Below are 15,801 nucleotides of genomic sequence, written 5' to 3' on the forward strand. Positions count from 1 at the left end.
CCTCCGCATGTCCCGTATTAACGCGCTTATTCAGCCTTAATGCTTCTTATTCCCTTTTAATTGAGTGCCGATGCCTTCTCCTTTCCTATACAAAAGGGATTTTCCTACCCGGGGAAGAATAAGCACTTCCAAAATGCTGATCGATATAAGAAGATTTTATTAATCTTATGAATTTTCAGGATTAAGCTTTCGATTAACGAATGCTTTAGAATTCATTAATTAGAATTGTTCGATTAATTATGGATAATAATTTTTCATTTCTTATTTAATATAGCAATTCAAATTAGGATTTTTATGAATTCAGTCATTAATCGTCGTTTCAGCAAAGCGCTTGCTTTAGCCATTCTTGCAGGAAGCTTGCTTTCCGGGTGTGATTCACAAACTGGTGGGGAAAAGGAAGTGAAATTCGTAAACATTCAACAAGTGGTCGATGAATCTGGTCTTGCTACCCAACAAAAAACCCATCTCGAAGCGGTTTACAAGAGCCTTCAGGGCACGGCTAAACAAGCGGAAGAACTTTATAAAACCATGACACCGGAAAAAGCAGCCCAGGTTCGTCAGGCTGATGCTAAAGCTCTGGATGCCCAATGGCAGGTACAGCTGCAAGCGGCGCGTCAGGTTGTTGCAGATCAGGTTAAAAAGTCGGCTGAACAATACCGTGTTGCCCATAAGATCGATGTTATCTTCCCTGTCCAAACGACGGTAAGTTATTCGAAAGATCTGGATATCAGTAAAGAGTTAGCGGCTCAGTTGAAAAATGAAAAAGTGACTTTTGCCGAAATGCCTAAACTGATGCCGAAAGTGGCACCGCAGCCGACGGTTAAAACACCGGAAGCCAAAAAATAATCTCATTGTTATTCGTTAACCAGTATTCATTTAAAACCCCCCGGCATCTGAATTAACACTTTAATTTTAGTGTTAATTCAGAATGCTGATCTTTATAACACTACTTATCTGACGAAGCCTGCCAAAGATTCAGCTCACCATCCGCCACATGCTTATCGATCGTCGCCAGTTCTTGAGCGGTGAAGCGCAGATTGTTCAGCGCTTGCACATTTTCATCCAGTTGCTCCGGGCGGCTGGCACCAATCAGCACCGACGTTACCCGATCATCTTTCAGCAGCCAGCTCAGCGCCATTTGTGCCATGGTCTGTCCGCGCTGTTGCGCCATGTCATTGAGCAACCGCAGACTGTTCAGGTTCTCTTCTGACAGCATATTGGCATTCAGACCGCGTACTTTATTGCCTTCCACCTGCATGCGTGAACCGTCCGGAATACCCTGAAGATATTTACCGGTCAGCAGCCCCTGCGCCAGCGGGGTAAACGCGATACAGCCTGTGCCATTTTGCTCCAGCGTATTCAGTAACCCGCTCTTGTCTACCCAGCGGTTTAGCAGATTGTAGGACGGCTGATGGATAAGCAGCGGCACTTTCAGCTCGCGTAACAGTTCCGCCATTTTCTGCGTACGTTCCGGCGAATATGAAGAAATCCCGACGTACAGCGCCTTACCGCTTTGCACCGCATAAGCCAGCGCCGCGGCAGTTTCTTCCATCGGTGTTGCTTCATCCACACGGTGCGAATAGAAGATATCAACGTAATCCAGCCCCATACGTTGCAGGCTCTGATCCAGACTGGCGAGCAGATATTTGCGCGAGCCGCCGGAACCGTACGGCCCCTGCCACATGTCGTAACCTGCTTTGGTGGAGATGATCAGTTCATCGCGATATGGCGCGAAATCCTGTTTCAGCAAGCGGCCAAAATTTTCTTCCGCCGAGCCCGGTGGCGGGCCGTAGTTATTCGCCAGATCAAAATGGGTAATGCCTAAATCGAAGGCTTTTTGCAGCAAGGCCCGCTGGGATTCCAGCGGGCTGACATGGCCAAAGCTGTGCCACAGGCCAAGAGAAAGAGCGGGGAGTTTTAAACCGCTCTGGCCGCAGCGACGGAATTGCATGGTTTCATAGCGGGAAGGGGAAGCCGTATAAGGCGTCATGATGTTTCCTTTTTCTGATCGCGTAGGGTTTTGAAACACTGTTTCTATACTAGCGTGGGGAAAAATAACGGCAACATCAGAAAGAGGGTTTTAGCTCCCTCCCCTGCGAAGGGGAGGTGTTTAGACCGGGGTGGGGTATAAATGGCCACTGAGTCGCTGACCCACACCCCATCCCGACCTTCCCCTCGTGAGAGGGGAAGGAGCACAAGCAAACCTTGCTCATCTCGAGGAGAATCAGAAATCCCAGTCCTCGTCTTCGGTGTTGACGGCTTTGCCGATCACATACGACGATCCGGAGCCTGAGAAGAAGTCATGGTTTTCGTCGGCGTTTGGCGATAAGGCGGAGAGGATCGCCGGATTGACGTCGGCCATGCTGGCAGGGAACAGGGCTTCGTAGCCGAGATTCATCAGCGCTTTGTTGGCGTTGTAGTGCAGAAATTTCTTCACGTCTTCGCTCCAGCCTACGCTGTCATAAAGTTCTTCGGTGTAGCGGATCTCGTTGTCATACAAATCCTGAATCAGATCGAAAGTCTGCTCCTTAATCTGACGTTGCCGTTCTGCGCTTTCCAGCGCCAGGGCTTTCTGGAACTTATAACCGATGTAGTAACCGTGAACCGCTTCATCACGAATGATAAGACGGATCAGATCGGCGGTATTGGTCAGCTTGGCGCGGCTTGACCAGTACATTGGCAGATAGAAACCGGAATAGAACAGAAAGGATTCAAGGAACACGCTGGCAACTTTCTTCATCAGCGGATCTTCACCGTCGTAATACGACAAAATGATTGCAGCCTTGTTTTGCAGCGCGACGTTTTCCTCACTCCAGCGGTAGGCTTCATCCACGTCAACGGTGGCGCACAGCGTCGAAAAAATCGAACTGTAAGAACGCGCATGCACTGCTTCCATAAAGCAGATATTCGAGTAAACCGCTTCTTCGTGTGGCGTCACCGCATCCTTCATCAGCGTGGGTGCGCCAGCCACGTTCTGGACCGTATCCAGCAGCGTCAGGCCAGTAAATACGCGGATCGTCAGCTGTTTCTCTTGTGCGCTGAGCGTCGCCCAGGAGGGAATATCATTCGACAACGGCACCTTTTCCGGCAACCAGAAGTTCGACGTCAGGCGGTTCCATACTTCCAGATCTTTATCATCCTGGATTTTGTTCCAGTTGATGGCTTTGCTGACCGGTTGTGGCACTAACAATTGTTTTACTGCGCTCATTTTTAAATCCTTTCAATCGGTTACAGCGTGCAGGAAACACAGCCCTGAACTTCGGTGCCTTCCAGCGCCATCTGGCGCAGACGGATGTAATAAATGGTTTTGATGCCTTTACGCCAGGCATAAATCTGCGCTTTGTTGATGTCGCGTGTGGTGGCGGTATCGCGGAAGAACAGTGTCAGCGACAGCCCCTGATCGACGTGCTGCGTGGCCTCGGCGTAGGTATCAATAATTTTTTCCGGACCGATTTCGTACGCATCCTGGTAATAATCCAGATTGTCATTGGTCATAAACGCCGCCGGATAATACACACGGCCAATTTTGCCCTCTTTGCGGATTTCCACGCGGGACACAATCGGGTGAATACTTGATGTCGAATTATTGATGTAAGAAATAGAACCGGTTGGCGGCACCGCCTGTAAATTCTGGTTATACAGGCCATGCTGCATGACGGAGGTTTTCAGCGCCGCCCAGTCAGCGGTCGTCGGAATGGCAATTCCGGCGTCTGCAAACAGTTCGCGCACGCGCGCTGTTTTCGGCTGCCATTTCTCAGCCTGCGCCTCATCGACATATTTGTCGAAATAGCTGCCGCTGGCGTAAGTGGAATCGCTGAAGCCTTTAAACGACTGCCGGCGTTCGATGGCGATCTGGTTTGATGCGCGGATTGCGTGGAACGCCACGGCGCAAAAATAGATGTTGGTGAAATCCAGACCTTCTGCCGAGCCGTAGTAAATACGCTCACGGCACAAATAACCGTGCAAATTCATCTGGCCGAGGCCGATGGCATGCGAATCCTGATTCCCCTGATCGATAGACGGTACCGAGCGGATATGGCTCATGTCAGACACCGCCGTCAGCGCACGAACCGCCATTTCTACGGTATTGCCGAAATCCGGCGAATCCATCGCCGAGGCGATGTTCAGCGAACCGAGGTTACAGGAAATGTCTTTACCAATCTCCTGATACGACAGATCTTCGCCGTAGATTGTCGGCGAATTTACCTGCAAAATTTCCGAACAGAGGTTGCTCATGTTGATGCGGCCTTTGATCGGATTGGCGCGGTTAACCGTGTCTTCAAACATCATGTACGGATAACCCGATTCGAACTGAATTTCTGCCAGCACCTGGAAGAATTCACGCGCATTGATTTTGCTTTTATGAATGCGCTTGTCATTCACCATCTCGCGGTACTTCTCGCTGATACTGATTTCTGACATCGGCACGCCATACACTTTCTCGACGTGATAGGGCGAAAACAGATACATATCTTCGTTATTCTTCGCCAGTTCGAAGGTGATATCAGGAATAACCACACCCAGCGACAGCGTTTTAATACGAATTTTTTCGTCAGCGTTTTCACGTTTGGTATCAAGGAAACGCAGAATATCCGGGTGATGAGCGTTGAGATAGACCGCGCCCGCGCCCTGGCGCGCACCGAGCTGATTGGCATAAGAGAAAGCATCTTCCAGCATTTTCATAATCGGGATCACGCCGGAAGACTGGTTTTCGATGCGCTTAATCGGCGCGCCGACTTCGCGGATATTGGTCAGCATAAACGCCACGCCGCCACCGCGTTTGGAAAGTTGCAATGCCGAGTTGACCGAGCGTCCGATGGATTCCATGTTGTCTTCAATGCGCAACAGGAAGCAGGAAACCAGCTCGCCGCGCTGTTTTTTGCCGCAGTTGAGGAACGTCGGCGTGGCAGGCTGGAAGCGGCCGGAAATGATCTCATCGACAAAATGGCTGGCGAGCTGAATGTCGCCACGTGCCAGCGTCAGTGCCACCATGCACACGCGATCTTCATAACGTTCAAGGTAGCGTTTGCCGTCGAAAGTTTTCAGTGTGTAACTGGTGTAATACTTGAAGGCACCCAGAAAGGTTTGGAAGCGGAATTTTTTGGCATAAGCCTGTTTGAAAAGGCGTTTAATGTCGTCAAATTCATACTGGCCGAGCACGTCGGCTTCGTAATAGCCTTCTTCCACCAGATAACGTAGTTTCTCCGCCAGGTTATGGAAGAAAACCGTATTCTGATTGACGTGTTGCAGGAAGTATTGACGCGCGGCCAGGCGGTCTTTATCAAACTGGATCTGGCCGTTAGCGTCGAACAGATTCAGCATCGCGTTAAGCGCGTGATAGTCCGGGCTGCGGGTGCCGGGGTCGGTAATTGCTAGTTCTGTCGCTGCCAAAATTCTGTTACTCCCTGTCTGACCTTTGCAACGTCTTCCGGCGTTCCCAGTAACTCAAAACGGTACAGGTAAGGGACCTGACACTTCTGGGAAATAATATCGCCGGCAATGCAATACGCTGCGCCGAAGTTGGTGTTTCCGGCGGCGATCACGCCGCGGATGAGTGAACGATTATGTTCATCGTTCAGAAAACGGATCACTTGTGTCGGCACCGCGCCTTTGGCCGAACCGCCGCCGTAGCTTGGGACCACCAAAATATACGGCAAGTCCATCCGCAATTTTTCAGGCTGACGATCTATCGGGATGCGGATCGCCGGTAATCCCGTTCTGCCCACGAAGCGATGGGTGTTTTCTGAACTGCTGGAAAAATAGACCAACGGATTCATCCGCCGGGCCTCAGAACGCGTTCTGGAGCTGACGCAGGGCGGAAATTTTATCCGGACGGAAACCGGACCAGTGGTCGTCACCGGCCACAATCACCGGTACCTGCTGATAGCCCATGGCACGCACCTGGCCGAGCGCCTGCTCATCCTGAGTCAAATCCACTACCTGATAAGCGATGCCCTGTTTATCTAATGCACGGTAAGTCGCGTTGCACTGGACACAGTCTGGTTTACTGTAAATAATAATGCTCATGATTCGTATTTCCATTTAGTGAAAAATCAGAGACAATTTTTGCCTTCCCGCTGTGCGGCTGCTTCAGCCGGGGGAAAGGCGTGATAGTCGGTGCCATCGTGGCGTCCCGATGCTTTGAATACTAGATGTGGTGATTTAAATTTTCAACCACACAATATGTAGATTTTACAATTTTGCCTGTTGCAAAAATGGCAAAGCCCGCAGGGAGCGGGCTGGAGAGAGAAAACTTTTTTCAGTTCAAAAAAACAACAGAATAATTACTGACGCATACCGACGGCGAGGCGGTTAAAGGCATTCATCAGGCTGATGGCGAAGGTCAGTTCCGAGATTTCCACGTCGCTGAACTGCGCTTTCAGCGGTTCAAAGGCGCTATCCGGTGCGCCGGTGGCGGCAATCAGAGTAAGTGATTCTGCCCAGGCGAGTGCCGCGCGTTCACGTTCCGAATATGCATGGCTGACCTGCCAGCCCGCCAGCTGATCCAGTGTGGTTTGTTCGACATCCATTTTGCGCAACGCTTTGGAATGCATATCCAGGCAATACGCGCAGCCATTAATTTGTGACACACGCAGAAAAGCCAGCTCGATAATCACATTATCCAGCGGACCGTTTTCCAGTGCGCCGAGCGCCGCTTTCATTGATTCCATCACGGAAGAAGACAGGGAATAGTAAGGCAGGCGAAGTGCATTCATGATGATTTCCTCTGGGATTTCTGGACTAAACAGCGACGCAAAGCGCGTCTCAACAGGCGCTACTTTACGCGGTACATGGTCTATACTACAGGGCCATAAAATGTCTCTTTAAGCAGGTCATGATGAGCCGCTTCAGTCTTGCCTTCCCTCTCGATCCCCGACACAAACAACCTCTTTACCGGCAGATTTATCAGCGGGTGAAGCAGGCGATCATGGCAGGGCAACTCAGGCACGGCAGCCGTGTGCCATCTGTCCGTGCGCTGGCCAGCGAGCTCGGCGTGGCGCGGGCCACGGTTGAAAATGCCTATAGCCTGCTGATGGCGGAAGGCTTTCTGCAAAGCCGCGGTCAGGCTGGCACGGTGGTCAGCGCGCCGGAGAGCTTATCCGCACCTGCGCCAAAGGTGATCAGGAAAGACGCTGCACGTAAACCCATCAATCCGATGCTGCCTTCAGTTTCTTCCCTTCCTTTCCAGCTCGGGCTGCCGGCGCTGGATGCGTTCCCCCGTGCGATCTGGTCGCGCATTGTCTCGCGGCAAATCCGTCATACCAGCATGAATGATTTAGGCCATCCGCCGCTGACCGGTACGGACGTTTTACGCCACGCCGTCGCCCGTTATCTGCAACTCTCCCGTGGATTTACCTGCCGTCCGGAACAGATATTTATCTGCGGTGGCTATGCGCCGTTGCTGGACTTGATTACCGGCAGCCTGCTGCAACCGGGTGACGGCGTCTGGCTGGAAGATCCCGGTTATCCGGTAACGCAGGCATTTTTCCGCGCGGCAGGTGCCACCCCGATGGCGGTGAATGTCGATGACGAAGGCATGAACGTGCCGCAGGCGGTAAAACATTTCCCCCATGCCCGTTTTGCCGTGGTGACGCCTGCGCATCAAAGCCCGACCGGCGTGACCATGAGCTTATCGCGACGTCTGGCGCTGCTGGACTGGGCGGCGAATCAGCAGGCATGGGTTATTGAAGATGATTACGACAGTGAGTTCCGCTATCACGGCCAGCCGCTGCCTTCGTTGAAAAGCCTGGATACGCAGGGAAGGGTGATTTACGCCGGTACATTCAGCAAAGTGATGTTTCCGGCGCTGCGCTGCGGCTATATGGTGGTGCCGGAGAGTCTGGTGGAAAAAATCGAGGCGTATTGTCCGCTGCGTATTTGCGGCACGCCGCCTTTGGTGCAAAGCAGCATTGCGGATTTTATCGAGCAGGGGCATTTCTACCGGCACCTGAAGCGGATGCGCCAGCTTTATGCTGAGCGGCGCGGCTATCTGGAACAGGCACTGACGGCGGCGTTTCCGGCGCAGATATTGCGCGTCAGTCAGCAGACCGGCGGGATCCAACTTTGCACCACACTCAATGCCGCTCTGGACGATGCGCTGATCGCGAAAAATGCCCGCGAACAGGGGCTGGCAGTGCAGGCGCTGTCTGACTGGCAGGTTGAGCGCCGCGTGAGGGGGGAGGCTTTACGTCCGAATGGCCTGCTGATGGGGTTTGTGAATATCAGTTCTCAGCAACAGGCGGACGGACTGGTACAACGGCTGGCTGTCGTGTTTGAAAACAGCCGTTAATCAGTGCGGCATCCGTCTGGCGACCAGTGTGAATTTATAATCATCCGTGCGGAAGGTATTGCGGCTGAATTCAAACACCGTGCCATCCGCCAGAAAACCCTTCGAGATCTTCTGTAAAATCGGCTGATCTGCGGCCACGCCCAGCAGCGACACCATCTCTTTGGTCGGCATCAGCGGGATAACTTCCTGCTCGCTGCGGTCAATTACCAGATGTTTGGTCTGCTCCATCCAGGCATATTTCGAACCCTGCATCACCTCGTAAGTCAGGTCAGGGAACAAGTCCAGCGGCATCCAGGTTTCTTCCAGCGTCACAGGTTTGCTGGCGATATAGCGCAGGCGCTTGATGTAATACACCCGCGCCTGTTCAGCCAGTGCCAGCGCTTCGGCGATACCGATCGGCGGTTTCACGATGGAGAACGCCAGAACCTCACTGTGCGAGGGTCTGTCCAGAGGCTGTAACTTCTCATCAAAGCTGGTCAGCTGATAAATAGCGTAATTGACCTTCGCTTCCTTCACGTAAGTCCCGCTGCCCTGCACGCTTTCCAGCACATCCTGTTCGACCAGCAGCTTGATCGCCTGCCGTACCGTCACACGACTGACGCCAAACTGCTCGCGCAGACGCAATTCTGTCGGCAGCGCATCGCCTGTTTTGATTTCTCCGCGCTGGATCTGATCGCGGATCTGCGAAGCGATCTGGCGGTAAAGCGGCTGATTACTCACGTTTCAGGTTCCTGTCGGGCACGTTCGGACGAGTGTAACAGTTCACAGACCCTGCAAAAACAATACAACCCCACGAAAGATCTTCTATCTGGATCACAGTCATCTCTTGCGGGTCTGATGTTTAATACAAATACAATACAAAAATAATACAAATATCGTTTTTCATCGATTCAGACAGGACAACTTATGGATCTTACATTACTGACGTCTCCCGAACTGATACACCTCAATAGCCATTTTTCCAGCCGTGAACGGGCGATCGCTTTTCTTGTTCAGCAACTCGATCAGCAGGGGATCCTTGATAACGCACAGGATTTTTTGCAGGCGGTGACGGAACGTGAAAACGAAGGCCCGACCGCGCTGGGCGAAGGACTGGCGGTACCGCACGGCAAATCGGCCAGTGTACGGCGCGCGGCGTTTGCGCTGGCAACGCTGGAAAATCCGCTGCCGTGGCAGGGCGTGGATGGTGAGGAGCCGGTAAACATGATCTTCCTGCTGGCGATCCCCGAAGCGGAGGCGGGTTCGACTCACATGGAACTGCTGACGGCACTGACCACGCGGCTGGTTGATGATCAAACCCGTGCAGCGCTGCTGGTGGCGCGACACGTGCAGGAGGTGCTGGCGTTACTGGGCGAAGAGTCTGTGCCGGAAACTCAGAAACTGAGGGCTTTGCCTGACGATGCGCCGCGGGTAGTGTGCATCACTGCCTGTCCGGCGGGGATCGCGCACACTTATATGGCGGCGGAATATCTGGAAAAAGCGGCGAAAAAATTAGGTATCCACATTGATGTGGAAAAGCAGGGCGCTAACGGCATTGAGAATGCGATCACTGCCGCGCAATGTGATCGTGCCGTTGCCTGCGTTTTTGCCGCTGAAGTGGCAATCAAAGACAGCCAGCGTTTTGACGGGATCCCCTGCGTTCAGGTGCCGGTGGCGGAACCGATCCGCCACGCCGAAGCGGTGCTGCAACAGGCGCTGGCGATACGGCGGCAGCCCGGTGAAATCGTGGCTTCAGCGCCGGTTAAGCCGCAGAAAACTAGCATAAAAGCAGATTTAAAACAGGCTTTGCTGAGCGGAATTTCCTTTGCCGTGCCGCTGATTGTCGCCGGTGGCTCGTTGCTGGCGGTGACTGTGCTGATCGCGCAACTGTTTGGCTGGCAGGAACTGTACGCGCAGAAAGAGTCATGGTTGTGGATGTACCGTCAGCTCGGCGGCGGCATGTTGGGCATTCTGATGGTACCGGTGCTGTCGGCCTACACCGCTTATTCGCTGGCAGACAAACCGGCGCTGACGCCGGGCTTTGCCGCCGGACTGTGCGCCAACATGATCGGCGCAGGGTTTCTCGGTGGTGTGGCGGGGGGCCTGATTGCCGGTTATGTCATGCGCTGGATGAAAAAACACGTCCGCCTGCGCGCCAGCTTCAACGGCTTCCTGATGTTTTACCTCTATCCGGTGCTCGGCACGCTGGTCACCGGCAGCGTCATGTTATTTGTGATCGGCGAACCGGTGGCGTGGCTCAATACCAGTCTGACCGCATGGCTGAACGGATTATCCGGCAGTAACGCGATGGTACTCGGCGCGCTGATTGCCTTTATGTGTTCCTTTGATCTGGGCGGGCCGATCAACAAAGCGGCTTATGCGTTTTGTCTGGGCGCGATGGCAAACGGTGTTTACGGCCCTTACGCTATTTTCGGTGCGACCAAAATGGTCTCGGCATTTACCGTGACCGCGTCAACTCTGCTGGCACCCCAACTGTTTAAATCTTTTGAAATCGAAACCGGAAAGTCCACCTGGCTGCTCGGCCTGGCGGGGATCACCGAGGGCGCGATCCCGATGGCGATTGAAGATCCGCTACGCGTCATCGGCTCCTTCCTGGCGGGATCGGTCGTGACTGGCGCGATCGTCGGGGCTTCGGGGATCGGCCTTTCCACGCCAGGTGCGGGCATTTTCTCCATGTTCCTGCTGCATGATGGCGGATGGGGTGGCTGGCTGTCGGCAGCTATCTGGTTGGGTGCCGCGCTGGCGGGCACGGTGATTTCCACGGTGGTTTTGCTGAGCTGGCGGGGTTACGCGGTACGACAGGGACATTTCACCGGCGACATCCCTTCTTCTTAATTTCGGGTTAATTCACATTGTGCCCTGCAGGGCTTGAAAGGAATGATTTTATGACTGTTTCCCGCGTTCATCTGACCCCGCATATGCACTGGGATCGCGAATGGTATTTCACGACGGAAGCCTCGCGGATCCTGCTGGTCAATAACATGGCGGAGATCCTCGATCGTCTGGAAAATGACGCTGACTATCCGTTTTACGTCATGGACGGACAAACGGCGATCCTCGAAGATTATTTTGCGGTTTGCCCGGAAAACCGTCCCCGTGTGAAGGCGCTGGCCAGGGCCGGAAAGCTGATTATCGGGCCGTGGTATACGCAGACCGACACGATGGTGGTCAGTGGTGAGTCCATCCTGCGCAACCTGCTGTACGGCATGCGTGATTGCCGCGAGTTTGGTGAGCCCATGAAAATCGGCTATCTGCCGGATTCCTTCAGTATGTCCTCCCAGCTTCCGCATATCTTTAACGGGTTTGGCCTGCAACATGCCATGTTCTGGCGCGGCTGCTCGGAACGCCACGGCACGGATAAAACCGAGTTCCGCTGGCAGAGTAACGACGGCAGCGAAGTCACCGTGCAGGTGCTGCCGCTGGGTTATGCCATCGGCAAATATTTACCCGAGAATGAAGAGGCGCTGCGCGAACGGCTGGATAAGTATCTGCCGGTGCTGGAAGCGGCTTCGCTGACCGGCGATATTCTGCTGCCTAACGGTCATGATCAGATGCCGCTGCAGCAAAATATCTTTACCATCATGGAGATGCTGCGGCGTATTTACCCGCAGCGCAGTTTCCAGCTCAGCCGTTTTGAAGAAATTTTTGAACGCATCGATGCCATCAAACCACAACTGGCGTTGTTGCGGGGGGAATTTAACGATGGCAAATACATGCGCGTTCACCGCACCATTTCCTCTACCCGTATGGACATCAAACAAGCCAACGCAGCGATTGAAAACAAAATCGTCAATGTGCTCGAACCCTTGTGTTCCATAGCCTGGCGCTTAGGTTTTGATTACCATCATGGCCTGATCGAAAAAATGTGGAAGGAAATTATGAAGAACCACGCGCATGACAGCATCGGCTGTTGTTGCAGCGACAAGGTTCATCAGGAAATTATGTCGCGCTTTATTCTCGCTGACGACATGGCCGAAAACCTCATTCAGTTCACGATGCGTAAAATCATCGATAACCTGCAACCTGACGGTCACATCGCTGACCGGCTGGCGCTGTTCAACTTCTCACTGCATCCGCGGCAGGAAACGGTCAATACCACCGTGCGGATAAGGGCGTCCTCTTTCAGCCTGACTGACGGGCAGGGCAGTACGGTGCCTTATTTCATCCGCGAAGCGCGGGAAATCGATCCGGGGCTGGTGGACAGGCAGATTGTGCATTACGGCAATTACGAACCCTTTATGGAATACGACATCCAGCTTTGCGCCACGCTGCCCGCGATGGGCTACGTCACCCTGAACGTTACGCCGCATCAGCCGGGCATTTTGCAGCCCGCGCCGCAGGGCGAAGAGGTGCTGGAAAACGATTATTACCGCGTGACGGTTAACCCGAACGGTACGCTGGATATTCTTGATAAACAGACTTCCCACCGTTATCAGCAGGTACTGGAACTGGAAAACGGCTCTGACGATGGCGATGAATATGACTATTCTCCGGCGCGTGACGAATGGGTGCTAACCTCGGGCAGCCTGACGGCTGAGGTGAGTTATCAGCATCAGCCGTGGCAAAGCACGGCGACCATTTCGCTGACGATGCCGCTGCCGGGGACGCTGGCAGATCGCGCCACGCGAACTTTGAGCCGTGAAATGCCTGTAACAATCAACGTGACGCTGGCGAAAAACAGCCGCCGGATTGAGATCGAACTGGCGCTGGAAAACCGCGCGGAAGATCACCGGTTGCGGGTACTGATCCCGACGCCGTTTGCCAGCCAGACAGTGGTGGCCGACAATCAGTTTGGTTGTATTACCCGCCCGGTAAATGATGCGGCGATGGATAACTGGGAAGCAGAAAACTGGAAAGAAGCGCCGGTACCGGTATGGCAGCTAATGAATTTCGCGGCATTACAGGACGGCAATCATGGGCTGGCGCTGTTTACCGAAGGGTTGCGTGAGTTTGAGGTGGTCGGCGAATCCTATAATATCTTCGCCCTGACGCTATTTCGCGCCGTCGGTGTTTTGGGTAAGGAAAATCTGTTGCTGCGTCCTGGACGTCCTTCCGGCATTAAAATGCCGACGCCGGATTCGCAGATGGCGGGCAAACAGGTTTACCGTTTCGCCCTGTTCGGTTTCAGCGGCGATCCTATTCAGGCAAATGTTATGCAACATGCGCGGGATTATCTGACGCCGGTGCGCACCTACAACAAAATGCCGTATGACGCGATGAAGCTGAATCTGACGAAAAACAAGACCCCGTCGCGTTTCAGCCTGATGCACAAATGCATTTCAGGTACGGTGTTAAGCGCCCTGAAAAAAGCCGAAGATGAAGAGGCGTTGATTGTGCGGGTTTATAACCCCTCGGAAACGCAAAGCACGCAGGATAATTTGCAGATTAATGTCACTGTGGCCGAATGGCAGGAAGTCCGCATGGATGAAACGCAGGCCTCTTCTCAACATAAAAAAGGTGATCTGGGGACGTTTAAACCCTGCCAGTCAAAGAGTTTTCGCATTCATTTTTAACGTTAACGGGTTGCAAAAATAGAAAACGGAGCCCGAAGGCTCCGTCGTCTTTTTAGCAACTGCGCGGCAATGAGGGAGCCACGCGGATGTTTCAGCTTTTAAGCTATATTCCCGACACAGGAGTGAAACATCACAAATTGCCTCTTTACGTTAGCGGCGTCCCAGCAGAACACCGATAACAATACCAATTGCGGCACCTGCACCGACGCCGTACCACGGATTATCTTTCACATAATCATTGGCCGTAGCCGCCGCATCACGCGCCTGCTGACTCAATTTTTCGCTGTTGAAACGAGCACGGGTTTCACGCAGAACACCCTGTGCCTTACTGCGGATTTTATCCAATTCATCCCTGGATTTATCACCTGCAGACTGAAGCACTTCATCCAGCGTGTCTGCCAGCAGGGTTACGTCCTGATCGATATTTTTTTCAATTTTATCTTTTTTCTTAAACATTCCGTCTCTCCTTGTGTGACTGCTGAATTAAGCATAGACCATAATGTTGTACCGGCTGGTTCTTTAAGGACAAAGGTCTGTGATGACGAAGCTTTTTAGTCCATGACACTGTGTCATAAAGACAGGCGGGGTGCGGGCTGGCGTGATGCAGTTCAGATTCTTCTGCAAAACGAAATTCGCGTTACAGGCCATAACATTTTTAGCCCGTTTTGAAGGCGAAACCCGTTTATACTGTTTAATCTATTCTTTGTGATCTCATTTTTCGGGTCCGCCCATGTCTTTAAGTACGCTTCGTTCTAACGCGCTGCTCAACAAACGCATTTTGTCGTTCATGCTGTTCACTTTCGTTGTTTATCTGACCATTGGTTTACCTCTCGCGGTATTGCCGGGATTTGTGCATAACACGCTGGGATACAACTCTGTGCTGGCAGGGCTGGTGATCAGCGTTCAGTATTTCTCGACACTCATCAGTCGTCCGCATGCCGGACGATACGCCGATCTCCTTGGCCCGAAGCGGGTGGTCATTTTTGGCCTGATTTGCTGCGGAGTCAGCGGCATTTTTTACGCAATGGCGTTTTGGTTTTCGGCGTTTCCGCTGGTGAGTCTGCTGATGCTTTGTGTCGGCCGTGTCTTCCTGGGCGTCGGTGAAAGCTTTGGCAGCACCGGGACTACGCTGTGGGGAATTGGTGCAGTGGGTGCGAAACATACCGCGCGAGTGATCTCCTGGAATGGTGTGGCAACATACGGTGCGATGGCCGTCGGTGCACCTCTCGGCGTACTGCTCAACCATGCTTACGGGTTGATGGGTGTGGCGGTACTGATTATTGTCGCAGCTGCGTTTGCCGCCATACTGGCCTGCATGAAAGCGGCGATTTCTGTTACCGCCGGTAAGCGGATTGCCTTCAAAGCGGTTGTCGGGCGCATCTGGCTTTATGGCCTCGGGCTGGGATTCGGCACTATCGGTTTCGGCGTTATCGCCACCTTTATTACCCTTTACTATGCCGATAAAGGCTGGAGCGGGGCGGCATTTACGCTCACATTATTCAGCCTCGGATTTGTCGGTGCGCGCCTTATTTTCGGCAATATGATTAACCGGTTCGGCGGTTTGCGGGTCTCACTGGTGTCTTTTGTATTGGAAGTCGCGGGATTACTGATGATCTGGTGGGGACAGGATCCGTTGTCGGTGCAACTGGGTGCCTTTCTTACCGGTTCCGGCTTCTCGCTCATTTTCCCTGCGCTGGGCGTTGAAGCGGTAAAACAAGTGCCGCCGCAAAATCAGGGCACGGCACTTGGGCTGTATTCCGCTTTTCTGGATTTGGGGCTCGGCATTACCGGGCCGGTGGCCGGGTTAATTATTTCGCATTTTGGCACGCCGTCTATTTATCTTGCAGCGGCATTTATGGTGGTAATTGCCTGGCTGCTGACCCTCAGACTGTGGGTAAACACTTCGCGGCAAACGCCTGTGTAATACCCCTTTACTTTTCAGGGTTAAGGCGTTTGGATAAATCCTAAATTCGCCGAAATTTGGGATAAACGCATTGT

General features: G+C 53.0%; 13 protein-coding genes. 5 read left to right on the top strand and 8 right to left on the bottom strand.

Annotated features, from left to right (window positions below):
- Positions 1–294 precede the first annotated feature (294 nt).
- On the top strand, positions 295–846 hold the full coding sequence (locus tag EVX52_RS20570; protein ID WP_129954882.1) for a hypothetical protein: 552 nt from the start codon (positions 295–297) through the stop codon (positions 844–846).
- Between the two features lie 100 nt (positions 847–946).
- On the opposite strand, the gene mgrA is transcribed toward EVX52_RS20570, so the two are convergent.
- From mgrA to EVX52_RS20600, 6 genes are all read right to left on the bottom strand, one after another.
- Complete coding sequence (gene mgrA, locus EVX52_RS20575) at positions 947–1,990, bottom strand: L-glyceraldehyde 3-phosphate reductase (protein ID WP_129954883.1); 1,044 nt, start codon at positions 1,988–1,990, stop codon at positions 947–949.
- A gap of 234 nt (positions 1,991–2,224) precedes the next feature.
- Complete coding sequence (nrdF, locus tag EVX52_RS20580; protein ID WP_129954884.1) at positions 2,225–3,208, bottom strand: class 1b ribonucleoside-diphosphate reductase subunit beta; 984 nt, start codon at positions 3,206–3,208, stop codon at positions 2,225–2,227.
- Between the two features lie 20 nt (positions 3,209–3,228).
- Positions 3,229–5,391, bottom strand: a complete 2,163-nt coding sequence (gene nrdE, locus EVX52_RS20585) for a class 1b ribonucleoside-diphosphate reductase subunit alpha (RefSeq protein WP_129954885.1) — start codon at positions 5,389–5,391, stop codon at positions 3,229–3,231.
- The gene (gene nrdI / locus EVX52_RS20590; protein WP_129954886.1) at positions 5,373–5,777 is read right to left on the bottom strand and encodes a class Ib ribonucleoside-diphosphate reductase assembly flavoprotein NrdI; all 405 of its coding nucleotides are present in this window, start codon (positions 5,775–5,777) and stop codon (positions 5,373–5,375) included. The genes nrdE and nrdI overlap by 19 nt, the downstream gene beginning before the upstream one ends.
- A gap of 10 nt (positions 5,778–5,787) precedes the next feature.
- Positions 5,788–6,027: a glutaredoxin-like protein NrdH gene (nrdH, locus tag EVX52_RS20595; RefSeq protein WP_095923387.1), complete on the bottom strand. Its 240-nt coding sequence runs from the start codon at positions 6,025–6,027 to the stop codon at positions 5,788–5,790.
- A gap of 257 nt (positions 6,028–6,284) precedes the next feature.
- Complete coding sequence (locus tag EVX52_RS20600; RefSeq protein WP_129954887.1) at positions 6,285–6,716, bottom strand: carboxymuconolactone decarboxylase family protein; 432 nt, start codon at positions 6,714–6,716, stop codon at positions 6,285–6,287.
- Between the two features lie 122 nt (positions 6,717–6,838).
- Between EVX52_RS20600 and EVX52_RS20605 the strand changes: the two genes are divergently transcribed.
- Positions 6,839–8,290, top strand: coding sequence for a PLP-dependent aminotransferase family protein (locus tag EVX52_RS20605; protein WP_129992070.1), 1,452 nt, complete (start codon positions 6,839–6,841; stop codon positions 8,288–8,290).
- Here EVX52_RS20605 and EVX52_RS20610 read toward each other — a convergent pair whose 3' ends face one another.
- Positions 8,291–9,010 (bottom strand): GntR family transcriptional regulator, encoded by a 720-nt coding sequence (locus EVX52_RS20610; protein WP_129954888.1) that lies wholly within the window; start codon positions 9,008–9,010, stop codon positions 8,291–8,293.
- Between the two features lie 186 nt (positions 9,011–9,196).
- Between EVX52_RS20610 and mngA the strand changes: the two genes are divergently transcribed.
- Together mngA and mngB are read left to right on the top strand one after the other, a co-directional pair.
- Positions 9,197–11,125, top strand: coding sequence for a PTS 2-O-a-mannosyl-D-glycerate transporter subunit IIABC (gene mngA / locus EVX52_RS20615; RefSeq protein WP_129992021.1), 1,929 nt, complete (start codon positions 9,197–9,199; stop codon positions 11,123–11,125).
- A gap of 50 nt (positions 11,126–11,175) precedes the next feature.
- The gene (gene mngB / locus EVX52_RS20620; protein ID WP_129992022.1) at positions 11,176–13,803 is read left to right on the top strand and encodes a mannosylglycerate hydrolase; all 2,628 of its coding nucleotides are present in this window, start codon (positions 11,176–11,178) and stop codon (positions 13,801–13,803) included.
- 150 nt (positions 13,804–13,953) lie between these two features.
- Here the strand turns inward: mngB and EVX52_RS20625 are convergent, their stop codons facing one another.
- Positions 13,954–14,259: a YqjD family protein gene (locus EVX52_RS20625; protein WP_129954891.1), complete on the bottom strand. Its 306-nt coding sequence runs from the start codon at positions 14,257–14,259 to the stop codon at positions 13,954–13,956.
- 274 nt (positions 14,260–14,533) lie between these two features.
- Here EVX52_RS20625 and EVX52_RS20630 point away from each other — a divergent pair, with 274 nt between their 5' ends.
- Positions 14,534–15,727, top strand: coding sequence for an MFS transporter (locus tag EVX52_RS20630; RefSeq protein WP_129954892.1), 1,194 nt, complete (start codon positions 14,534–14,536; stop codon positions 15,725–15,727).
- Positions 15,728–15,801: the final 74 nt, after the last annotated feature.

The organism is Rahnella sp. CFA14(1/10), from assembly GCF_004195095.1.
Lineage (GTDB): Bacteria > Pseudomonadota > Gammaproteobacteria > Enterobacterales > Enterobacteriaceae > Rahnella > Rahnella perminowiae.